At 74.8% G+C, this 24,880-nt stretch carries 3 protein-coding genes and 2 pseudogenes; all 5 read left to right on the forward strand.

Annotation, left to right across the window (positions count from 1 at the left end; all coding sequences use genetic code 11):
* Window positions 1–33 precede the first annotated feature (33 nt).
* Window positions 34–7,419 (forward strand): annotated as a pseudogene (locus IE271_RS36340) (type I polyketide synthase); the annotation flags it as partial.
* A gap of 52 nt (window positions 7,420–7,471) precedes the next feature.
* Window positions 7,472–12,316, forward strand: a complete 4,845-nt coding sequence (locus IE271_RS36345) for a type I polyketide synthase (RefSeq protein ID WP_190194741.1) — start codon at window positions 7,472–7,474, stop codon at window positions 12,314–12,316.
* A 2-nt stretch (window positions 12,317–12,318) separates the two neighbouring features.
* Window positions 12,319–18,012 (forward strand): annotated as a pseudogene (locus tag IE271_RS43700) (type I polyketide synthase); the annotation flags it as partial.
* 104 nt (window positions 18,013–18,116) lie between these two features.
* The gene (locus tag IE271_RS36355; protein WP_190194743.1) at window positions 18,117–22,982 is read left to right on the forward strand and encodes a type I polyketide synthase; all 4,866 of its coding nucleotides are present in this window, start codon (window positions 18,117–18,119) and stop codon (window positions 22,980–22,982) included.
* Window positions 22,983–23,106: 124 nt separating this feature from the next.
* Window positions 23,107–24,880, forward strand: a 1,774-nt coding sequence (locus tag IE271_RS36360) for a type I polyketide synthase (protein WP_190194744.1), incomplete at its 3' end; no start/stop codon positions are given.

Raw genomic sequence — 24,880 nt, forward strand, 5'->3', positions numbered from 1 at the left:
TTCGTGCACGGGGCGAGTCCGCGGTGGGCCGCGGTGCTGGGGGCGGGACGGCCGGTCGCGCTGCCGACCTACGCCTTCCAGCACCAGAGCTACTGGCTCGCCACACCACCGGTGACCGGTGCCGGGACGGACGCCGTCGACCACCCGCTGCTGACCGGCGTGGTCGAGTTGCCCGGCTCCGGGGGCCTGCTGTTCTCCGGTCGGCTGTCGCCCGCGAACACCGCCTGGCTCGCCGACCACTCCGTCTTCGACACCGTCCTGTTCCCCGGCACGGGCTTCGTCGAACTGGCCGCGCAGGCCGCCCGGCACACCGGCTGCACCGAGGTCGCCGACCTGGTGCTCCGGGCACCGCTGGAACTGCCGGCCGGCGGCATCGACGCACAGGTGTGGGTGTCCGCACCGGAGGGGACAGCGCGCGAGTTCGTCGTCCGCGCCCGGCGGACCGACGACCAGTGGGTGGTACACGCCACCGGTACGCTCACCGGGACCACGACCACGGCGCCCGACGCGGACTGGGCCACCGGGACCTGGCCGCCGCCCGGCGCCGAGCCGCTGCCGGTCGACGGGCTCTACGACGACTTGGCCGCCCGCGGCTACACCTACGGCCCCGCCTTCCGCGGACTGCGCGCCGCCTGGCGCTCCAGCGACGAGATCTTCGCCGAGGTGGCCCTGCCGCAGAGCGAACACGGGGCGCGGTTCGCCCTGCACCCGGCGCTCCTGGACTCCTCGCTGCACGTCCTGGCCTACGCGGACCAGAAGCTGCACGACGGCGTCCGGCTGCCGTTCTCGTTCGCCGGCACCACACTGCACACCCGTGGCGCGTCCGCGCTGCGCGTGCGCCTGCGGACCGACGGTGAGTCGGTCCGGCTGGACGCGGCCACCCCCGCCGGCTCCCCGGTCGTGGCCGTCGACGAACTCGTACTGCGCGCCGCCGACGCCGCCACCGTGCGCGAGGGCCTGGCCGGAACCCGTCGCACCGACCAGTGGTGGCACCAGGTGGTATGGCGCCGACTGCCTCTCGCGGCGGCAGGCGGGCGGGTCCCGGGCACCTGGCTGGTCCTCGCTCCGCCCGGCTCCGAGGGCTCGGCGACTCCGGTCACGCCCGACACCGTGTGGCTGGAGAAGACCTTCGACGACCTGCGCGTCGTCACGTTGGACGGCACCGAGGACCGGAGGGCGCTCGCCGCACGGCTGCCGGACGCCGCACCCGCCGGAGTGCTGTGCCTGGCACGGCGGCCCGAGGACGTGCTGCTCGCGCTCCAGGCCCTGGACGACGCCGGGACGCACGCACCCGTGTGGTGCCTGACGCGCGGCGTCGACGACGACCCGGACGCCGCTGCCGTGTGGGGCCTGGGCCGGGTGGCCGCGCTGGAACTCCCCGACCGCTGGGGCGGACTGATCGACCTGCCGGTGCACGGCGCCGAGGAGGTCGCCGGGCATCTCGCCGCCGTACTCACCTCGGACTCCGGTGAGGACCAGGTGCGACTGCGGGCCGACGGAGCGCACGTACGCCGACTGGAACGCGCCGTACCCGCCCCGCCGCGGGAGCCGCGCACACCGTCAGGAACGGTGCTGATCACCGGCGGATCCGGCGCGCTGGCCGGCCACGTCGCCCGCTGGCTGGCCGCGGCGGGCGGCTGCTCGCTGGTGCTGGTCTCACGACGCGGCGCGGACGCGCCCGGCGCGGCCGAACTCCTCGCCGACCTCACCGCTCTGGGCGCCGAGGCCCGGTTCGCCGGCGCCGACGTCACCGACCGGGCCGCCATGTCCGAGCTGGTGGCGCGGGCCGCCGCGGCGGGCGCCCCGGTGCGCGGGGTGTTCCACGCCGCCGGAACGGGTGAGGACAGGCCCCTGCTGGACACCACCCCCGACGACCTGCGCACGGTGATGGCAGCCAAGGTCGAGGGCGCCCGCGTGCTCGACGAGGTCCTCGGCGACACCCGATTGGACGCCTTCGTCCTGTTCTCCTCCGTCTCCGGAATCTGGGGATCGGCCGGGCAGGCCGGATACGCGGCGGCCAACGCCGCCCTGGACGCGCTCGCCGCCCGACGTCGCGGCCGCGGACTGGCCGGAACCTCGCTGGCCTGGGGCCCGTGGGCCGGCGGCGGCATGGTGGACACGGACTTCGAACAGCAGCTCCGGCGGCGCGGCCTGCCCCCGCTGCCGGTCGCCGGCGCGGTGGCCGCGCTGGCCCGTGCCGTGTCGCTCGGCACCGACGCGGTACTGGCGGACGTACGGTGGCCGCGGTTCCTGCCCGTCTTCACCGCGGCGCGGCCGGCCCGGCTGTTCGCGGACTTCACCGCTCTCGCCGAGCCTTCGTCCGAGCGGGGCGAACGGAGGACCGGACCGCTTCCGGCCGAACTCGACGCGGTTCCGGCCGAGGACCGCGCCCGGGTCCTCCTCGATCTGGTCCGCGCCCGGATCGCGCAGATCGTCGGCCGGTCCGACGGCGCGGCCGTCGACCCCGACCGGCCGCTGCGCGACCTCGGCTTCGACTCGCTGATGTCGGTGGAGCTGCGCAACCAGCTCTCCGCCGCCGCCGGGATCCGGCTCTCCGCCACGCTGGTCTTCGACCACCCGACGCCCGCACTGCTCGCCGCACATCTGGAGAGCGAACTGTTCACCGCCGAGGCGGATCAGGCGGCCACGCCCGGTGCACGGTCGGCGCACATCGAGGACGACCCCGTCGTCGTCATCGGCATGGGCTGCCGCTACCCCGGCGACGTCTCCACCCCCGACGAACTGTGGCAACTGGTGTCCCAGGGCCGTGACGCGGTGGGCGCGCTGCCCGCCGACCGCGGCTGGGACGTGGCCCGGCTCTACGACCCCGACCCCGACCGGACCGGCACTTTCTACGTCAAGCAGGGCGGGTTCGTCAGCGACGTCGCCGGCTTCGACGCGCGGTTCTTCGGCATCGCGCCGCGCGAGGCGCTGGCGATGGACCCGCAGCAGCGACTCATGCTGGAGACCGCCTGGGAGGCCGCCGAACACGCCGGTATCGACCCGCAGTCCCTGCGCGGCTCCCGCACCGGCGTGTTCGCCGGGGCCATGTACAACGACTACCTCTCCCGGCTCCACACCACGCCCGAGGAGCTGGAGGGGATCATCGGGATCGCCAACAGCAACAGCGTGATGTCCGGCCGGATCTCCTATCTGCTGGGCCTGGAGGGCCCGGCGATCACGGTCGACACGGCCTGCTCCTCCTCGCTGGTCACCCTGCACCTGGCCTGCGAGGCGCTACGCCGCGGCGAGTGCGACCTGGCCTTCGCCGGCGGCGCGACGGTGATGGCCTCGCCGGGCATCTTCATCGAGTTCAGCCGACAGGGCGGGCTCGCCCCGGACGGCCGGTCCAAGTCGTTCTCCGCACAGGCGGACGGCACCGGCTGGTCGGAGGGGGCAGGCATCCTCGTCCTGGAGCGGCTCTCCGACGCACGCCGCGCGGGGCACGACGTGCTCGCCGTGATCCGCGGCTCCGCCGTCAACCAGGACGGCGCCTCCAACGGCCTGACCGCCCCCAACGGTCCGGCGCAGGAGCGTGTGATCCGCACCGCCCTGGAACGGTCCGGCCTGACCCCGGCGGACGTCGACGTGGTCGAGGCGCACGGCACCGGGACCCGGCTCGGCGACCCCATCGAGGCACAGGCGCTACTGGCCACCTACGGCAAGGGGCACGACGCCCAGCGGCCGCTGTACCTGGGGTCGGTCAAGTCCAACATCGGGCACACCCAGGCCGCCGCCGGCGTCGCCGGCATCATCAAGATGGTGCAGGCGCTGCGCCATGAGCAGATGCCGCGCACCCTGCACGCGGACACCCCCTCGCCCGAGGTGGACTGGTCGTCGGGCACCGTGGCGCTGCTCAGCGAGGAACGCGCCTGGCCGCGCGGCGACCGGCCGCGCACGGCCGCGGTCTCCTCGTTCGGGATCAGCGGCACCAACGCCCATGTGATCCTGACGGAGGGCGACCCGCTCCCCGCTCCGGCGGCCCCCCGGAACACCGCACCCGTACCGGTTCCCGTCCCGCTGACGGCACGGACTTCGCAGGCGCTGCCCGCCCAGGCACGGGCCCTGCTGGGACACCTCGCCGCCGACGAGCGGGGACCGGACCCGGCGGACCTGGCGTGGTCGCTGGCCACCACCCGGTCGGCGTTCCCGCACCGCGCCGTCGTCGTCGCCGCCGACAGGGAGGAACTCCTCGCCGGACTCGCCGCGCTCGCCGACCCCGACGCGGTACGCCCCGACCACCTCGTCACCGGCGAGGCCGTCCGCGGCCGTACGGTGCTGATGTTCCCGGGCCAGGGCTCTCAGTGGCTGGGCATGGCCCGGCGGCTGCTGGTGGAGAACGAGGTGTTCGCCGCCGCCGTCCGGGAGTGCGAGGCGGCGCTCGACCCCTGGGTCGAGTGGTCCCTGACGGACGTACTGGCCGACGAGGACCCGGCGGCGCTCGCCCCGGTGGACGTCGTCCAGCCCGTGCTGTTCGCGATGATGGTGTCGCTGGCCCGCGTGTGGCGGCACTGGGGTGTGCCCGTGGACGGTGTGGTCGGCCACTCGCAGGGCGAGATCGCCGCCGCCTGCGTGTCGGGCGCGCTGTCCCTGGAGGACGCCGCGCGCGTCGTCGCCGTCAGGTCGCGGCTGCTGAGCGGCTTCACCGGACACAGCGGACTGCTGTCGGTGGAGCTGTCCGAGGAGGAGACGCAGCGGCGCCTGACCGGCCGGTTGACCATCGCCGTCATCAACGGCCCGGCCGCGGTCGTGGTCGCCGGACCCGACGAGGAACTGGACGCCCTGTCGGCGCGGCTGCGCGAGGAGGGGATCCGCCGGCGGCGCATCGAGGTCGACTATGCCTCGCACTCGCCGGAGATGGAGCCGCTGCGCGAGGACCTGGTCGAGGCGCTGCGGGGTATCGAGCCCCGCTCCGGCACCCTGCCGTTCTACTCCACGGTGACCGGCGAGCGCCTCGACGGCACCGAACTGGGTCCCGAGTACTGGTTCCGCAACCTGCGGCAGACCGTTCGTATGCGCTCCGCGGTCGAGACGCTCGCGGGCGACGGGTTCGCCTTCTTCGTCGAGTCCAGCCCGCACCCCGGACTGGTCGTCGGCGTCCGCGAGACGCTGGAGGCGCTCGGCGCGGACGGCGCGGTGTTCGGCTCCCTCCGCCGCGACCGGGGCGGACAGGAACACTTCCTGCGGTCGCTCGCGGAGGGCTACGCGCACGGCCTGGACGTGGACTGGGAGCGTGTGGTGGGCGCGGGCCGCCGGGTTGCGCTGCCGACGTACGCCTTCCAGCGCGAGCGGTACTGGCTGGAGGCGTCTGACACGCCGGCGGGGCTGGTCGAGTCCGAGGTCGACGCCCGGTTCTGGGACGCCGTCGAGCGCGAGGATCTCGACCGGCTGGCCGGTGAGCTCGGCACGGTGGACGGCCTGGACCGGATGCTGCCGGCCCTGGCCGGCTGGCGCCGCCGCAGTCGGCTGCGTTCCCGGCTGGACTCCTGGCAGTACACCATCGCCTGGCGCACGCGACAGGTGCGTGCCGCGGTGCCGCACGGGCGCTGGCTCGTGCTGGAACCGGGTGCCGAGGAGTCCCGGGCCCTGCGTTCGGGTCTGACACAGCTGGGTCTGGACTGTGTCACGCTGACGCTCGGCGCCGACGACGCAGACCGCGACAGGCTGCTGCCGCTGCTCGACGCCGCGTCGGCGGGCGACGGCTTCGCGGGCGTGCTCTCCCTGCTGGCACTCGACGAACGCCCGCACCCCGCCCTGGCCGGCCTGACCAACGGCCTCGCGCTGTCCGTCGCCGCGGTGCAGGCACTCGGCGACACGGCGTGGACCGCGCCGATGTGGGCGGTGACCACCGGCGCGACGGACGCCGAGGACGCCCCGCGACGGCCCGTGCAGAACGAGGTCTGGGGCCTGGGCCGGGTCGTGGCCCTCGAACACCCCGACCGGTGGGGCGGCCTGGCCGACCTGCCCGTGGCCCCCGGCCCGGACGAGCTGACCGCCCTGCTCGGCATCCTCGCCGATCCCGGCGAGGAGGACCAGTGGTCGGTGGGCGCCACCGGCGTGCGGGTGCGCCGCCTGGCACGCCATGAACCGGCGGCCACCGAGCCCTGGCAGCCCTCCGGCACGGTCCTGATCACCGGCGCCGGCGGCTCGCTCGGCCCGCACCTGGCGCGTTCCGTCGTCGAACGGGGCGCCGCGCACGTGGCGCTGCTCAGCCGGCGCGGCGACGCCTCCCCCGGCACCGCGGAACTCGTCGCGGAGCTGACGGGACTCGGCGCGTCCGTCTCGGTGTTCGCCTGCGACGTGCGGGACCGGACGCGGCTCGCCGAGGTGCTCGCCGAACTGGCCCGCTCCGGCCGGCCCGTCACCACCGCGCTGCACGCCGCCGCGTTCCTCAACATCGGATCCCTGCGGAGCACGACCCTCGCGGACTTCGCCGACGTGGTGGACGCCAAGGTCGCCGGTGCGGTCAACCTGGCCGAGCTGCTGGACCGGGAGCACCTGCGCGAACTGGTGCTGTTCTCCTCCATCGCCGGGGTCTGGGGCAGCGGCGACCACGGTGCGTACGCCGCGGCCAACTCCTTCCTCGACGCCTACGCGGCACGCTGCCGGGCGGACGGACTGCCGGTCACCTCGGTGGCGTGGGGCATCTGGGACGAACAGATCACCAAGGACCGCACCGACGCCGAGGCGGTTGTCCGGCGCGGCCTGCCGTTCATGGACCGGGAGACCGGCTTCGAGGGCCTGTACCAGGCGATGGCCGAGGCACCGGCGTTCGTCGCCGTCGCCGACGTGGACTGGGCGAGCTTCGTGCCGGTCTTCACCTCCGTGCGCAGCAGCCCCCTCATCGGGGAACTGCCCGAGGTGCTGCGGGAATCGGAGCGCGAGGACGCCGGCCAGGAGGCCACCGAGCGGTTGCGGGCCAAGCTGGCCGGCATGACCCCCGCCGACCGGGAACGCACCGTCCTGGAGCTCGTCCAGGCCCACGCCGCCGCGGTCCTCGGCTTCGGCGCGGAGGGCGGCGTGGCGCCCCACCAGGAGTTCCGGCAGACCGGCATGGACTCACTGCTCTCGGTGGAACTGCGCAACCGGCTCGCCCGCGCGACCGGTCTGGCCCTGCCGCCCACGCTGGTGTTCGACCACGCGACCCCCGACCGGCTGGCCTCCCACCTGCTGGAGCAGCTCAGCGGCGATGACGCCGTATCCGCGGACACCGTCATGGGACGGCTCGACGAGATCGAGACGGAGATCCGCGCCCTGGTCTCCGACGACACCACACGGATGCGCCTGTCGTCCCGCGTCAGCGCCCTGCTGGCGGCCGTGCGCGGCGAGCCCGAGACGGCGTCGGATCTCCGGCTGGAGTCCGCCGACACGACGCAGGAACTCCTCGACCTGCTCGACAGCGAATTCGGCGAGTCGTGACGGGCTTCCCGCCGGGCCGCCTTGAGGAACCGACCCCTTGTGGAGTTGAGAAGTGACGAATGACAGGCATGCCGACCAGGCCGGCACCGAGGAACGGCTCGCCCGGCACCTGCGCAGGATGACCGGCGAGCTGCGGGAGACCAGGGCCCGGGTGGCGGAACTGGAGGAACGACAGAACGAGCCGATCGCCGTGGTGGGCATCGGCTGCCGTTACCCCGGCGGAGTGAGTGACGCCGAGGAGTTGTGGCAGGTCGTCACCGAGGGCCGGGACACGGTGTCCGGCCTGCCCGTCAACCGCGGCTGGGACCTGGCGCACCTCTACGACCCCGACCCGGACGCGCCGGGACGCAGCTACAGCCGGGAGGGCGGCTTCCTGCACGACGCGGACCGCTTCGATGCGTCGTTCTTCGGCATCTCGCCCCGCGAGGCCGCCGCCCTCGACCCCCAGCAGCGGCTGCTGCTCGAAGTGTCCTGGGAGGCCATCGAGAACGCGGGTGTGGATCCGCGTTCGCTGCACGACAGCCAGGTCGGGGTGTTCATCGGGTCCAACATCCAGGACTATTCCGACGTACTGGCCGCGGCGCCGGGCGAGGCATCGGAGGGGTTCCTCGTCACCGGCACCACCGGCGCCGTCGTCTCCGGACGGATCTCCTACGCCCTGGGACTGCGCGGCCCCTCGGAGACCGTCGACACCGCCTGCTCCTCCTCGCTGGTCGCTCTGCACCTGGCCGTCCAGTCGCTGCGTAACCGGGAGTGTGTGGCGGCCCTCGCGGGTGGCGCGACCGTCCTGTCCACCCCGCGCGGGTTCGTGGAGTTCAGCAGGCAGCGGGTGCTCGCACCCGACGGCCGCTGCAAGGCCTTCGGTGCCGGCGCGGACGGCTTCGGTCTCGCGGAGGGCGCCGGAGTCCTGCTCCTGGAGCGCCTCTCCGACGCCCGGCGCAACGGCCACCCGGTACTCGCGGTGATCCGCGGCTCGGCGGTGAACTCCGACGGCGCCTCCAACGGCATCACTGCGCCCAACGGGCTCTCGCAGGAACGGGTCATCCGCGACGCGCTCACCGCTTCCGGGGTGTCCGCGCACGAGGTCGACCTCGTCGAGGCGCACGGCACCGGAACCCGGCTCGGCGACCCCATCGAGGCACGGGCGCTGATGGCGGTCTACGGCGCGGTGCGCACCCCTGACGCCCCGCTGGCCATCGGTTCCGTCAAGTCCAACCTCGGGCACACCCAGGCCGCCGCCGGCGTCGCCGGGGTGATCAAGGCGGTGATGGCGCTGCGGCACCACGTCCTGCCGCCCACTCTGCACGCCGACGAGGCCACCCCCGAGGTCGACTGGTCCGCGGGCACCGTCGAACCGGTCACCACCGCCCGTCCGTGGACCGGACGCGGCTACGCCCGGCGCGCGGGCGTCTCCGCGTTCGGCATCAGCGGCACCAATGCCCACGTGCTGGTCGAGGAGGCGCCGCCGGCCGCGCCGTCGGCCGAGGAGGAACCGGTCCGCGCCTGCGACCCACCGCTCGTGCCGTGGCTGCTCTCCGGCCGTTCGGCAGCGGCGCTCAGGGATCAGGCGGCGGCACTTCTGGCACGCACCGGCGCGGAACCGCAGGCTCCGGCCGGCGACGTCGCACGGGCGCTGATCGCCTCCCGCAGCAGCTTCGAACACCGCGCGGTCGTCCTCGGAGAGGACCTGGACGCGCTGCGCACGGCCCTGGGCGCGGTCGCCGCCGGTGAGGAACACCCGGACGCGGTGCTCGGCGAGGTCGCGGTACCCGGCAGGGTTGCGTTCCTCTTCTCGGGCCAGGGCAGCCAGCGCCCGCGCATGGGCGCCGAGACCTACCAGGCGTTCCCGGCGTACGCGGAGGCATTCGACGCGGTCTGCGCGGAACTGGACCGGCACCTGTCCCGCCCGCTGCGCGAGATCGTGTTCGCGGAGCCGGGCACCCCCGAGGCGGCGCTGCTGGACACCACCGAGTTCACCCAGCCCGCCCTGTTCGCCGTAGAGGTCGCGCTGTTCGCGCTGCTGGACTCCTGGGGCGTCAAGGCCGACCGGCTGCTCGGTCACTCGATCGGCGAACTCGTCGCCGCCCACGTCAGCGGCGTGCTGTCGCTGGCGGACGCCTGCACGGTGGTGGCCGCCCGCGCCCGGCTGATGCAGGCGCTGCCCCCGGGCGGCGCGATGGCCGCCCTGCAGGCGGAGGAGAGCGAGGTCACCGAACTGCTGCGGGGCCTGGAGGACCAGGCGGGCATCGCCGCGGTCAACGGACCGCGCTCCGTGGTGGTCTCCGGCGACGAGGACACGGTGGCGGAGCTGACCGAACGATGGCGTTCGCGCGGCCGGCCGGCCAAACGCCTCAACGTCAGCCACGCCTTCCACTCACCCCGCATGGATCCCATGCTCGCCGACTTCCGCGCCGTCACCTCCTCGGTCGGCTACGGCACCCCCTGCGTCCCGGTGGTCTCCAACGCCACCGGGGACGTCGCGACCCCGGAGCAACTGAGCGACCCCGGACACTGGGTGGACCACGTCCGCGGCGCCGTCCGCTTCGCCGACGGCATGCGTACCCTGCTCGCCGAGGGCGTGACCGTCTTCGTGGAACTGGGCCCCGACGGCGTGCTCACCGGCATGGCCGCCGACTGCCTGCAGGGCCACGACGCGCTCACCGTGACTGCGCTGCGCCGCGGACGGCCCGAGATCCACTCGATACTCGCCACCCTGGCACGGCTGCACTGCCACGGCGTCCCGGTGGACTTCGGCGCGCTGCTGCCCGGCCGCGCCCCCCACGTCCCCCTGCCCACCTACCGGTTCCAGCGCGAGAGGTACTGGCTGGAGAGCGAGGGGCGGACCACCGCCGCACTGGACGCCCGCTTCTGGGCCTTGGTGTCCGGCGCCGACCCGGCGGCGGTCGCCGGTGAACTCGGCATCGGCCAGGACTCCGTCCTGACCGAGGTGGTGCCGGCACTGGCCCGGTGGCACGAGCGCGCCGTGCACGGGGTGCCGCAGGACGCCTGGCGGCACGGTGTGGCCTGGCGGCCGGTACCGGCCGCGGCACGGCAGGTCACCGGGGAATGGCTGCTGGTGGGAGAGGACCACGGGCTCGCCCGGGAACTGTCCGCGCTCGGGGCCAAGACCACGCACCTGCCGGTCCCCGCGGGCACGGACCGCGCCGCGCTGGCCCGCCTGGTCGAGGACGCCCCCGCCGTGGACGGCGTGCTGTGCACCCTCCCGCTCGACACCGCGAGGACGCAGTCCGCCGCCGTGGAGGGGGTGCTGACCTTGGTGCAGGCACTGGGCGACGCGGCGGTCACCGCGCCGCTGTGGTGCCTGACCCGGGGCGCGGTGAGCGTCGACGGCTCGGCCCCCGACCCGTGGGCCGCGGCCGTCTGGGGGCTGGGCCGGGTCGCCGCACTGGAACACCCCGACCGCTGGGGCGGTCTCGCGGACCTCCCGGCGGATCCCGGTGCGGACCTCGCGCCGCTGCTGGCCGCCGCCCTCGGCGACGGCACCGAGGACCAGCTCGCGCTGCGCGACGACACCGTGCTGGCCCGCCGTGTGGTCCGCCTGCCCGCCCCCCAGGCGCGGCCGCTCGACCTGTCCGGCACCGTGCTCATCACCGGCGGAACCGGTGGTCTCGGCGCCCGGGTCGCGCTCTCCCTGGCCGGTCGCGAGGGCGTCCACCTGCTGCTGGCCGGTCGACGCGGCGCACAGGCCCCCGGAGCGGACCGGCTGCGCGCGCAGCTGGCCGAACAGGGCACCGAGGTGACCTTCGCCGCCTGCGACGTGAGCGACAGCGAGCAGGTCGCCGCGCTGCTGGCCGCCATCCCCGCCGACCGCCCGCTGCGCGCTGTCGTGCACGCCGCCGGTGTGCTGGAGGACGGCACCTTGGACGGCCAGACCCCGCAGCGGATGAGCACGGTTCTCGACGCCAAGGCGCGAGCGGCGGAACACCTCGACGCACTGACGCGGGACGCGGACCTGGCGGCGTTCGTGCTGTTCTCCTCGCTGTCCGGCACGGTCGGCAACGCCGGCCAGGGCGGTTATGCCGCGGCCAACGCGCACCTGGACGCGCTGGCCGAGCGCCGTCGCGCCCAGGGGCTGCCCGCCACCTCGGTGGCCTGGGGGCCGTGGGCCGGGGCCGGCATGGCGGACGGTGTGGACGCCGACCGGCTGCGCCGGGGCGGCCTGACCCCGATGGACCCCGATCTGGCGGTCGAGGCCCTGTGGCGGGCGGCGGGCGACGACGCGGCCGCGGTACTGGTCGCCGATGTGTCCTGGCCGGAGTTCGCCGACCGGGCGGCGCTGGGCCGCCCGGTCCCGCAGCTGACCGAACTGACCGGCGGCACCGAGGCGCCGGCGGCGCAGGAGGCCGAGCCGCTCGCCCGCACGCTGCTCGCCCTCTCCGCGGACGAGCAGCACGAGCACCTTCTCGAAGTGGTCAGACAGCAGGTGGTCCGCACCCTCGGGCACCGAGAGGACCAGCGGCTCGATTCCCACCGGACGTTCCAGAGCCTCGGCGTCGAGTCGCTGACCGCCGTGGAACTGCGCAACCGCCTGCACCGCGTCACCGGAGTCTCCCTCCCGGTCACCCTGGTCTTCGACCATCCGACTCCTGCGGCGCTCGCCGCATACCTGCGCGGCGCCCTGCACAGCGGATTCGCCGCGGGTCCCGAACCGGCCCTGACGGAGATAGACCGGCTCGACGCCCTCGTGAGCGCGCTGTCCCTGGACGAGGAGGGCCGCGCGGCGGTCGTGGCGAGGCTGCGCGAACTGACCCGGACCCTGGCGCCCGAGCCGGAGGCCGGCGGCGCACCGGCCGACCTGGCCGACGCCGACGCCGCCTCCGTCATCGACTTCATCACCAGCCAACTCGGCATCGACTCCGAACCGAAAGCGGAATGAACATGGCCAGCGACAGCGAGCTGCTCGGCTACCTGAAAAAGGTCAGTTCGGAGCTGCACGAGACACGGGAGCGGCTGCGCGCCACGGAGGAGAAGGCCACCGAGCCGATCGCCGTCGTCGGCATGAGCTGCCGCTTCCCCGGCGGCGTCGCGGACGCCGACGACCTGTGGCAGGTGGTCGACGAGGGACGGGACGTCATCGGCGACTTCCCGGCCGACCGGGGCTGGGACCTCGAAGCGGTGTACGACCCCGATCCCGCCCGCCCCGACACCTCCTACGTACGCACCGGCGGCTTCCTCGCCGACGCACCTGGCTTCGACGCCGAGTTCTTCGGGATGTCGCCCCGCGAGGCATTGGCGACGGACCCGCAGCAGCGGCTGCTGCTGGAGACCTCCTGGGAGCTGTTCGAGGGTCTCGGGTCCGACCCGGACACCCTGCGGGGCTCCCGTACCGGCGTCTTCGTGGGCCTGGGCGCGCAGGACTACGTCACCGCGGCGGCGCAGTCGGCCGAGGAGGTCCGCGGCCACCTCGCCACCGGCAACGCGCTCTCGGTCGCATCGGGTCGCATCGCGTACACCTTCGGTCTCGAAGGCCCGGCCCTGACCGTCGACACCGCCTGCTCCTCGTCGCTGGTGGCTCTGCACCTGGCCGTGCAGTCGCTGCGCAAGGGCGAGTGCACGCTCGCGCTGGCCGGCGGCGCCACGGTGATCGCGAGCCCGTTGGTGTTCGTCGAGTTCAGCCGGCAGCGCGGCCTGGCGCCCGACGGGCGCTGCAAGCCCTTCGCGGCCGCCGCCGACGGCACCGGCTGGGCCGAGGGCATCGGCATGATCGCCGTGGAGCGGCTGTCGGACGCCCGGCGCAACGGGCACCCGGTGCTGGCGCTGATCCGCGGCTCCGCGATCAACTCCGACGGCGCCTCCAACGGCCTGACCGCGCCCAACGGGCCCGCGCAGCAGCGGGTCATCCGGCAGGCGCTCACCGACGCCCGGCTGTCGCCGGGGCAGGTGGACGTCGTGGAGGCGCACGGCACCGGCACCGCGCTCGGCGACCCCGTCGAGGCCCAGGCGCTGCTGGCGACCTACGGGCAGCGCCCGGAGGGCCGGCCGCTCTGGCTGGGGTCGTTGAAGTCGAACTTCGGCCACACCCAGGCCGCGGCCGGTATGGCGGGCCTCATCAAGATGGTGCAGGCGATGCGCCACGGCAGGCTGCCGCGCACGCTGCACGTCGACCGCCCGACCCCGCACGTCGACTGGAGCGCCGGAGACATCCGGCTGCTGACCGAGGCGCAGCCCTGGCCGGCCGACGGACGGACCCGACGCGCCGCGATCTCCTCGTTCGGCATCAGCGGAACCAACGCGCACGTCATCGTGGAGGAGCCGCCCGCCCAGGAGAGCCCTGACGCCACCCCTGGCACCGCACTCGGCGCCGGGCCGGTCGCCTGGGTCGTCTCGGCCCGTACCGCCGCCGCGCTGCGCGAACAGTGCGCCCGCGTCGCGCAGTCGGTGGCCGCGCAGACCCGGTCCGGTGCCACGGCGGTGGACGTCGCCGCCGCCCTGGCGGGGCGGGCCACCCGGTTCGCCCACCGCGCGGTCGTCCTCGGCGACGATGCGCACACGCTCGCCGCGGAGTTGCGGACGGCGCCGCGGACCGGATCCGTCCAGGAACCCGCCGCCGTCACGCTCCGGCTGGTCTGCGACGGCCCGGTCGACGTGGCAGACCTCAGGGCGCGCGGCGAGGGCCTGCCGGCGTTCGCCGCCGCGCTGGAGGAGGTGACCGTTGAACTCGCCGCCGCCACCGGCCACGAGGTGGCCGGCCTGCTCGGCCCGACCACACCGGCACGGCTCGTCTCCGTCGCTGGCTGCCTCGCGCTGGCCCGCATGTGGCGCCGCCACGGCGTCGAGCCGGTCGCCTTCTGCGGCACCGGCTACGGCGCCCTCGCCGCCGCCCACCTGGCCGGAGACCTCACGCTCGCCGAAGCCCTCGCCGAGGACACTCCCCTGCCCGAGCCCGCCGTCGGGAAGGGCGAGGTGCTGGAGACCGGTTTCGACGCCCGCAGCCCACTGGGGCCGGCGGAGTTCCTGGCGGAGCTGGCCCGGCTGTGGACCACCGGCGTGCCGGTCGACTGGCGGCGCGTGCACGCCGGAACGCCCGCACGACCAATCGCCCTGCCCCCGTACCCCTTCCAGCACACCAGGTACTGGCCGGACGAGGTGACGGCCGGGGACGTCGCCTCCGCCGGTCTCGAACCGGCCGGGCACCCCCTGCTCGGCGCGCTGACCACCGCCGTCGACGGCACGGCGCTCAGCGCCTCCGGCCGGCTGTCGCTGTCGGCGCAGCCCTGGCTCGCGGAGCACGTGGTGGGCGGCCGGGTGTTCCTGCCCGGCACGGCCTTCGTCGAACTCGCCCTGCACCTGGGCCGGCTGACCGGCGCCGCAAGCGTCGGAGAGCTCCTCTTGCAGAGCCCGCTGGTGCTCGACGCGGGCGGCGCACGGCTGCTGCGCGCCGAGGTCGGCGAGCCCGACGAACAGGGCGGCCGGGCCGTCGCGGTGTACTCGCGTGCAGACGACGCCGCGGCCGACACCTGGACCACCCACGCCACCGGCACCCTGACGGCCGCGGCCGCGCCCGCCCCGGCCCGCACCCCCTGGCCCGCGCCCGACGCCCGACCGGTGGACCTGAGCGGGCTCTACGACCGGTTGTCGGACGCCGGCCTCGACTACGGCCCGCGCTTTCGCGGCCTGACGGCCGCGTGGTCGGCTGGCGACGTGCTGTACGCGCGGATCCAGCTGCCCGAGGAGGCGCACGTCCAGGCGCTGCGCTTCGGCCTGCACCCGGCGCTGTTCGACGCCGCGCTGCACACCCTGGCCCTGCGCGGCGGCGACGGCGGCAGGCTGCCCTTCCTGTGGGAGGGCGTCACCCTGCACTCCACGGGCGCCACCGCGCTGTGGGTCCGGCTGTCGGGCGGCACGGACGGACCCGCCACCCTGGAACTGGCGGACGCCGACGGCGCGCCCGTGGCGACCGTGGACGGACTGACGGTCCGTCCGATCGCCGCGGTCGACACCGCCGGGTCCGCCGTCCGCGACAACCTCTTCCACCTGGAATGGGTTCCGGCCGGGGACGCGTCGGGGCCGGAGCACCGGCGGTGGACGGTGGTCGGCGGCACCGACGTTCCCGCGCGCTGGCGCGACGCGGTGCCTGTGCTGCGGGCCGCCGGGTCCGTGGGCGAGGCACTCGACGCGGGGGAACCCGCCGGCGAGGCCGTCGTGGTGTGGTGGCCGGCCGCCGAGGGTGAGCCGTCCGAGGCGGCACACGAGGGAACCCGCCGCGCGCTGGACCTCGTCCAGCGCTGGCTCTCGGACGAGCGGGCCGGGAACGGCCGGCTCGTCGTCCTCACCCGCGGCGCGGTGGCGGCCACCCCGCGGGAGCTGCCCGACCCGGCCCAGGCCGCGGTCTGGGGACTGCTGCGCTCCGCCCAGTCCGAGCACCCCGGACGGTTCGTCCTGGTGGACCTCGACGGGCGGGAGGCCTCCGCCGCCGCGCTGCCCTTCGTACTGGCGCACGGCGAGGCGCAGTACACGGTGCGTGACGGCGAGGTGCTGGTGCCCCGGCTGCTCGGCGTCCGGCCCGGTGCGCCACGGGAGGACACGCCGCGGACGGCCGAGGGCGACGAGGTCCTGGTGGCCCTGCGCGCCGTCACCTCCGCCGGCGCGGCCGGTGTGGTCCTGGCCGCAGGACCCGACGCCACCGGGCTCCAGCCGGGCGACCGGGTGCTGACCTGCGGGTCCGTGACCGCGGACGCCCGTACCGTCCTGGCCGGTGCCGAGGACCGGCGCGCGGTGCCCGACGGTTGGTCGTACGGCCGGGCGGCAGCGGCGGCGGCGTACCTCCGCGCGGCCGGCGTGCTGGCCGGGGCGTCGAAGGGTCGGCCCCTGCTGGTGCACGACGCCGCCACCCCTGCCGAGCTGGCCGTCGTCGCGCTCGCCCGGCACCGGGGCATCGAGGTCTTCGCCACCGCGCCGCCCGCCGCCCGCGGCCCGCTGCGCGCGCTCGGCCTGGACGCCGCCCACCTGGCGTCCTCACGGACCGCGGAGTTCGGGCGTGCCTTCGCCGAGACGCTGGGCGAGCACCGCATCGGACTGGTCGTCACCCGTGGTGCCGAACCCGGGGACGCCGTCGGCGGAACCCGGGCCGTAGCGGTGCCGGACACCCTGCTCGGTGAAGGCGCCCTGGCCGTCGACCCGCGGACGGCCACCCGCGGACCACTGCCGGAGGCCCTGACGGACCTGCCGGAACTGCCGCACCCCGGCCCCGGCCAGGACAGCCCCCTGGAGGAGTGCCGGGTACGGACGCTCACCGCCGACTGGGACCCGCAGGGCACCGTCCTGATCACCGGCGGCACCGGCGGTCTCGGACTGCGCGTCGCCCGGCACCTGGTCGCCGACCGTGGCATGCGTCGGCTGCTCCTGCTGAGCCGGCGCGGCACGGACGCCCCCGGCGCCGCCCAGGCATGCGCGGAACTCGCCGCACTCGGTGCCGAGGTCCAGGTGCACGCGGCCGACGTCACCGACCCGGCGACCGTCACGGAGGTGCTCGCCTCGGTGCCCGCCGCGCATCCGCTGACCGCCGTGGTGCACGCCGCCGGAGTGATCGACGACGGCGTGATCGGCACACTGACCCCGGAGCGCTTGGCCACCGTGCTGCGGCCCAAGGCGGACGCGGCCTGGGCGCTGCACGAGGCGACCCGCGACCTCGACCTCGCCGGCTTCGTGCTGTTCTCCTCGGCCGCCGGCGTCCTCGGGGCACCCGGCCAGGGCAACTACGCGGCGGCCAACGCGTTCCTCGACGCACTCGCCCAGCACCGCCGCGCCACGGGGCTGCCCGCGGTGTCGCTGGCCTGGGGCCTGTGGCAGGAGAGCAGCGAGCTGACCGCGGGCCTCACCGACGCCGACGTCCGGCGTATGGAACGAGCCGGCCTCGGCCTGCTGCCCACGCGCCAAGGCCTCGGTCTGTTCGACGTGGCCACCACCACGGAGACCGCGGCGTCCTTGGTGGCCGCCCCGCTCGACCTCCGCACGCTGCGTTCCCGTGCCGGGCAGCCCGGCTTCCCGCCGCTGCTGAACCGGCTGGCCGGCAAGCAGGACAGCCCCGGCACCGGGCAGGCCCCCGCACTGCCGGCCGAACTCGCGGGCCTGTCCGAGGCCGACCGGCGGATCCGGCTGCTGGCCACGGTCCGCCGGCTCGCGGCGGCCGTCCTCGGCTACGGCTCCTCCGGAGCGGTCGCACCCGACCAGGCCTTCACCGCACTGGGCCTGGACTCGCTCGGCGCGGTCGAGCTGCGGGCCCGGCTGACCGAGGCCACCGGGCTGACCCTGCCCGCCACGCTGGTGTTCGACTTCCCGACACCGGCCGCGCTCGCGGACCGGCTGCTGGAACTCGTCGAGCCCGCCGAGGTGGTCTCACCGGTGCACACCGAGATCGACAAGCTGGGCGAGCTGCTGTCGGCGCAGGAGCCCGACGACGCCGAACGGCGCCGGATCACCGCCCGCCTGGAGGCACTGCTGTGGCGGTGGACCGACGGGCACGAGCACACCGCGGCGCAGCGGTCCCCGGGCGACGACTTCGACGACGTCTTCGAGGGGGACAGCGACGACGACATCTTCGCGCTCGTCGACCGGGAGCTGGGCATGGACTGAACCCGTACGGACCGCACGGTCCGGTCCCGCGCCGCACCTGGCCGACACGGGACCGGACCCACCGCCCACCGCCCACCCAGCACCACACCCGGGAGCCAGCCGTCATGGCCAACGAAGACAAGTACCGCGACTACCTCAAGCGGGTCACCGCCGATCTGCGCGCCGCGAAGCAGAGCCTGCAGGAGCTGCGCGACCAGGCGGCCGAGCCCATCGCGATCATCGGGATGAGCTGCCGGTTCCCCGGCGGCGCCGACTCCCCCCAGAAGCTGTGGGAGCTGGTGACCGGTGAGGTGGACGCGATCGGCCCCATGCCCGCCGACCGGGGCTGGCCGCTGGACACGCTCTTCGACCCCGACCCCGACGCACCCGGCAAGAGCTACGTCAGAGAGAGCGGTTTCCTCGCCGACGCCGCCGAGTTCGACGCCCCGTTCTTCGGCGTCTCCCCGCGCGAGGCGCTGGCGATGGACCCCCAGCAGCGGCTGCTCCTGGAGACCTCCTGGGAGGCGGTGGAGGCCGCGGGCATCGTGCCGGGGTCGCTGCGCGGCAGCGCCACCGGGGTATGGGTCGGCGCCTCGGCGCACAACTACGGAGCCGCCTCGTCCACCGTCCCGCCGGAGGCCGAGGGGCACGTGGTGACGGGCATCGCGCCCGCCGTCGCGTCCGGCCGCATCTCCTACACCCTCGGCCTGGAAGGACCCGCGCTCACCGTCGACACCGCCTGCTCGTCGGCGCTGGTCGCGCTGCACCTCGCGTGCGACTCGCTGCGCCGCGGCGAGACCGCGCTCGCCCTGGCCGGCGGCGTCGCCGTCATCGCCAGCTCGATGGTCTTCAGCGAGTACAGCAGACAGCGCGCCCTCGCCCCCGACGGCCGCTGCAAGGCGTTCTCCACCGACGCCGACGGCACCGCCTGGTCCGAGGGCGCCGGCATGCTCGTCCTGGAACGACTGTCGGACGCCAGGCGCAACGGGCACGACGTCCTAGCCGTCGTCCGCGGCAGCGCCCTCAACCAGGACGGCGCCTCCAATGGTCTCACCGCGCCCAACGGCCCCTCCCAGCGCAGGGTCATCGAGGCCGCGCTGCGGGCCGCCCAGGTCGCCCCGGACCAGGTCGACATGGTCGAGGCGCACGGCACGGCCACCCCGCTCGGCGACCCCATCGAGGCCCAGACCCTCGTCGATGTCTACGGACCAGGCCGCGACGCCGACCGCCCCCTGTGGTTCGGCTCGCTGAAGTCCAACATCGGCCACACCCAGGCCGCGGCCGGCGTCGGCGGTGTCATCAAGGCGGTGCTCGCCATGCGGCACGGCCTCATGCCCAAGACCCTGCACGTCGCCGCGCCGACCGAGGAGGTCGACTGGCGCGAGGGCCACGTACGGCTGCTGACCGAACCGCTGCCCTGGCCCGAGGTGGACCGGCCGCGCCGGGCGGCGGTCTCCGCGTTCGGCATGAGCGGGACCAATGCCCATGTGCTCCTGGAGCACGACGCCCGTCCGGCACCCGCAGAGCCCGCCGGGGCCGGCGCGGCGGACCGTGCGGACGATGCGGACACCTCCGGGGAGCACGCCGGCCAGGACGGGTCCGCGCGCTCCGTCCCGGTGGTGCTGTCCGCCAAGTCACCCGCCGCGTTGAGCGCGCAGGCCGAGCGGCTGCGCACCTTCCTGCGCGCCACCCCCGGGGCCCGGCCGGCCGACGTGGCCTGGTCGCTGGCCACCACCCGGGAACTCTTCCACCACCGCGCCGCGGTACTGGCCGCCGACCGCGACACGCTGCTGGCCGGCCTGGACGCCCTGGCCACCGGCGGGAGCCTGCCGCTCGGCACTGTCTCGGGTGTGGCCGGCGACGGCGGCGCCGTGCTGATGTTCCCCGGACAGGGCGGCCAGTGGGCGGGCATGGCCCGCGACCTGATGGCCGGGGCACCGGTCTTCGCCGCCGCGCTGCGAGAGTGTGCCGAGGCCATGTCCGATCTCGTCGAGTGGGACCTGCTGGAGGCGGTCACCGACCTGGACGGGAATTTACTGAACCGCGTCGACGTGGTGCAGCCCGCGCTGTTCGCGATCATGGTGTCGCTGGCCAGGCTCTGGCAGTCGTGGGGCGTGCCCGTCGACGCCGTGGCCGGCCACTCGCAGGGCGAACTAGCCGCCGCCTGCGTCTCCGGCGCACTGAGTCTGAAGGACGCAGCCCGCATCGCCGTCGTCCGCTCCCGGCTGCTGGTCAAGCTGTCCGGCCGGGGCCGCTCCCTGTCGGTGGGCCTGTCCGCACAGCGCGCCCGCGAGGCCATCGCCGCCCGCGGAGACGACCTGGCGCTCGCCGCGGTCAACGGACCGGAGTCCGTCGTGGTCTCCGGCGACACCGAGGCGGTGCGCGCCTTCGCCAAGCAGTGCCGGGCCGACGGCGTGTGGGCCTGGCGGATCGACATGGACTTCCCCTCCCACTCGCCGGTCATGGCGGAGATCCGCGACGAGCTGCTCGAACAGATCGCCGGCATCGCACCGCGGGACGGCACCGTGCCGCTGTACTCCACGGTGACCGGCACCCGGCTCGCCGGGCACGAACTGGACGCCGAGTACTGGTACCGCAACCTGCGCCAGACCGTGCTGCTCCAGGACGTCGTCGAGGCGCTGGCCGCCGACGGGTTCAGGTTCTTCGTGGAAGCCAGCCCGCACCCGATGCTGACGATCGGCGTCCAGCAGACCCTGGAGGCGGCCGGTGCCACCGGAGTGCCCGTCGGCACGCTGCGCCGTGACATCGGCGGCTTGGACCGCGCCCTGCTCTCGCTCCTGGAGGCGCACGCCGCGGGGCTGCCGGTCGACTGGAGCACCGTACTGACCCCGCGCGAACGGCTCTCCCTGCCGACCTACGCCTTCCAGCGCGAGCACTACTGGATGGCGCCGGCCCCGGCCACCGCCCCGCAGTCCGAGGCGGACGTCCGGTTCTGGGACGCGGTGGAACGCGCCGACCTCGAACAGCTCGGCAGCGAACTCGGTGTCGGCGAGGGCCTGGACACCGTGGTCCCGGCCCTGGCGCGCTGGCGCCGCGAGAGCACGTCGCGCACCACGCTGGACGGTTGGCGCTACCGCGTGGGCTGGACCACCGAGGCGCACCCGGCACGCGCCCGCAAGGTGCCGGGCCGCTGGCTGATCGCGTCCGACGGCACTGCCGACGCCCCCGACGCCGTCGACGCGCTGTTCGACCAGCCGCTGCCGGTGTCGCTGCCCGGTGCCGGCCGGGCAGCGCTCGCCGCCGAGCTGGCCGCCGCGGGACCGGTGGACGGCGTGCTGTGCCGCTCCGGCCGGGCCGCCGACGTCCTGGCCCTCGTCCAGGCCCTGGGCGATGCCGGGACCGGCGCACCCCTGTGGTGCCTCACCGTCGACGGCGTCACCGCCGGCGCCGACACCGCGCCGGTCGACCCGGACGCCGCCGCCGTGTGGGGCCTCGGCCGGGTCGTCGGTCTGGAGCACCCGGAGCGCTGGGGCGGCCTGGTCGACCTGCCGGGCACCTGGGGGACCGAGGAGGCCGAGCTGCTCGGCGGGATCCTCACCACCGAGGGGCCCGAGGACCAACTGGCCGTCAGGGACGGCGGGGTGCGAGTCCGCCGGCTCCGCACCGCCCCGGCCACCGGGCCCGCGCCTCGCGAGTGGAAGCCCTCCGGGACGGTCCTGGTCACCGGCGGCACCGGCGCGGTCGGCGGCCATGTGGCCCGCTGGCTCGCCGCGCACGGGGACTGCTCCGTCGTACTGCTCTCCCGCCGGGGCGCGGACGCCCCCGGCGCCACCGAACTGCTCGCCGAACTCGACGCGTCGGGCACACCGGCCCGCGCCGTTGCCGTCGACGTCACCGACCGTGCAGCCGTCTCCGCGCTCCTGGACCGCCTGAGGAGCGAGGGCACACCGGTGCGCTCCGTCTTCCACGCGGCCGGTGTCACCCAAGGCACCCCTCTCGCCGACATGAGCCCCGAGGAGTTCGCCTCGGTGGCCGCGGCGAAGACCGACGGCGCGCGGGTGCTGGACGAACTGCTCGGCACGGAACTCGACGCGTTCGTGGTCTTCTCCTCGATCGCCGCAGTCTGGGGCAGCTCCTACAGCGGCGCCTACGCCGCCGGCAATGCCTACCTCGACGCCCTGGTGGAGCGCCGCAGGTCCCGTGGCGCCGCGGCCACCTCGGTGGCCTGGGGCGTCTGGGCCGATGAGGGAATGGTCGACGACGACACCGCACGCAGCCTGCGCCGCATTGGCCTGCGGGCCCTTCCGCCCGCCCAGGCGATCGCATCGCTCCAGCGGACCCTGGACCACGACGAGACCACGGTCACCGTCACCGACGTCGACTGGGTACCGTTCACCGCCAGCTACACCGCCTCCGGGCCCCGACCGCTGCTCGACGAAATCCCGCAGGCACGCGCGGCCCTGGACGCCGCCCCGCGGGAGGACACCGCCGCCTCCGACACCTTCCGCCGGGAGGTGCTGGCGCTCGAACCGGCCGCCCGGCTGAGCACTTTGGTGGAGGTGGTGCGCACCGAGACGGCTGCCGAACTGGGCTACGCCGACCACGCGCAGGTCGAGGCGGACCGCTCCTTCCGCGACCTGGGCCTGGACTCGCTGGCCTCCGTCGGCCTGCGCAAGCGGCTGAACACCCTGACCGGGCTCAGCACACCTGTCACGCTCGCCTTCGACCATCCGACCCCGGCCGCGGTGGCCTCGTTCCTGCTGGAGTCGCTCCGGGCCGAGGCGGGGACGGCCCCCGGGTCCGTGGAGGACGCGCTCGACCGGCTGGAGGCCGTGCTCGCCACCGCCGACACCGACTCGGTCGGCCGGTCGCGTATCACGATGCGCCTGACCTCCCTGCTGGCCCGCTGGCAGGCGGACGGAACGCGGTCGGTCGGCGCCGCCGGACCCGAGGTCGGCGAGGACGACCTCGACAGCGCCTCGGACGAGGAGCTGCTGACCATGCTCGGCCGCGAGTTCGACATCTCGTGACCCGGCCGGGTCACCTCGTGACCAGGGCCCCCGTCCCCGTCCCCGGTTCCTGAGCCCGTACCTCTTGAAAGGTCCATCAGTGTCTGCACCTATCCCAGACGGCCCTGCGTCGACCGAGAACCGAATGAGGCATTTCCTCAAGCAGGTCAGCGCCGACCTGCGGGTCGCCAGGCAGCGGTTGCGCGAGTACGAGGCCCGGGACGGCGCCGACCCGATCGCCGTCGTCGGCATGGCCTGTCGCCTGCCCGGCGGCGTGCGCGGCCCCGAGGAACTGTGGCAGCTGGTGTCCACGGGCGCCGACGCCATCTCCCTGTTCCCCGCCGACCGCGGCTGGGACACCGAGCGGATGTACGACCCGAGCGGCGAACGACCAGGCACCTCCCTCACCCGGGAGGGCGGTTTCCTGTACGGGGCAGGGGAGTTCGATGCCGGTTTCTTCGGCATCTCCCCCCGCGAGGCGCTGGCCATGGACCCGCAGCAGCGACTGCTCCTGGAGACGTCCTGGGAGGCGCTGGAGCACGCGGCGATCGACCCGGCCGGGCTGCGCGGCAGCCGCACCGGCGTCTACGTCGGCGCCGCCCCGCAGGGCTACGGGTTCGACGTGCAGGGCGGCGGGGTGGGCCTGGAGGGCTACGGGATCACCGGTGTCTCCACCTCGCTGCTGTCCGGCCGGATCGCGTACACCCTGGGGCTCGAAGGCGCGGCCGTGACCATCGACACCGCATGCTCCTCCTCGCTGGTGGCACTGCATCTGGCCGGTCAGGCGCTGCGGCAGCGCGAGTGCGACCTCGCGCTGGTGGGCGGCGTGACGGTGATGGCGTCACCCAGCGCCTTCGTCGAGTTCAGCCGGCAGGGCGGGCTGGCCCCGGACGGCCGCTGCAAGTCGTTCTCCGCGGACGCCGACGGCACCGGTTGGTCCGAGGGCGTGGGCATGCTGGTCGTCGAGCGGCTCTCGGACGCCCGGCGCCACGGACACGAGGTGCTGGCCGTCGTCCGGGGATCGGCGATCAACCAGGACGGCGCCTCCAACGGTCTCACCGCGCCCAACGGCAGGGCGCAGCAGCGGGTCATCCTCGACTCGCTGGCCAGCGGTGGCCTGAGCACCGCCGACGTCGACGTGGTGGAGGGGCACGGTACGGGTACGCGGCTCGGTGACCCCATCGAGGCCCAGGCCCTGATGGCGACCTACGGCCGGGGCCGGCCCGCCGACCGCCCGCTCTACCTGGGCTCACTGAAGTCCAACATCGGTCACACCCAGTCGGCGGCCGGTGTGGCGGGTGTCATCAAGATGGTGATGGCGATGCGTCATGGCGTCATGCCGCCCAGCCGCTATGCGGGCAGCCCCACGGGCGAGGTGGACTGGACCGGCACCGGCGTGGAACTGCTGGCCGGCGAGCGCGCCTGGACGCGCGAGGAGGGGCCCCGCCGGGCGGGCGTGTCCTCGTTCGGCATCAGCGGCACCAACGCCCACGTGATTCTGGAGCAGTACGTGCCGGAGCGCGGCACGGAGGACGCCGACCCGCCGGCCGCTCCGGTGCCTGCGGTGGCCGATGGTGTGGTGCCGTTGGTGTTGTCGGCGAGGTCGGCCGCGGGTCTGGGGGGCCAGGCGGTGGCGCTGCGTGACCATCTCACCGCTCATCCCGAGCTGCCGCTGGTGGAGGTGGCGCGGTCGTTGGTGACGACGCGGTCGGTTTTCGAGCATCGTGCGGTGGTGGTGGGGGAGCGGTCGGAGGTACTGGGTGCCTTGGACCGGATCGCCGGGTCCGCGCCGGACGCCACCGGCTCCGTCCTGGCGTCCGGGGTGTCCGCGGTGTTCTCGGGTCAGGGGTCGCAGCGTGTGGGGATGGGGCGTGAGCTTGCTGCGGGGTTCCCGGTGTTCGCGGAGGCGTTGGACGAGG

Source organism: Streptomyces minutiscleroticus, assembly GCF_014650875.1.
Taxonomy (GTDB): domain Bacteria; phylum Actinomycetota; class Actinomycetes; order Streptomycetales; family Streptomycetaceae; genus Streptomyces; species Streptomyces minutiscleroticus.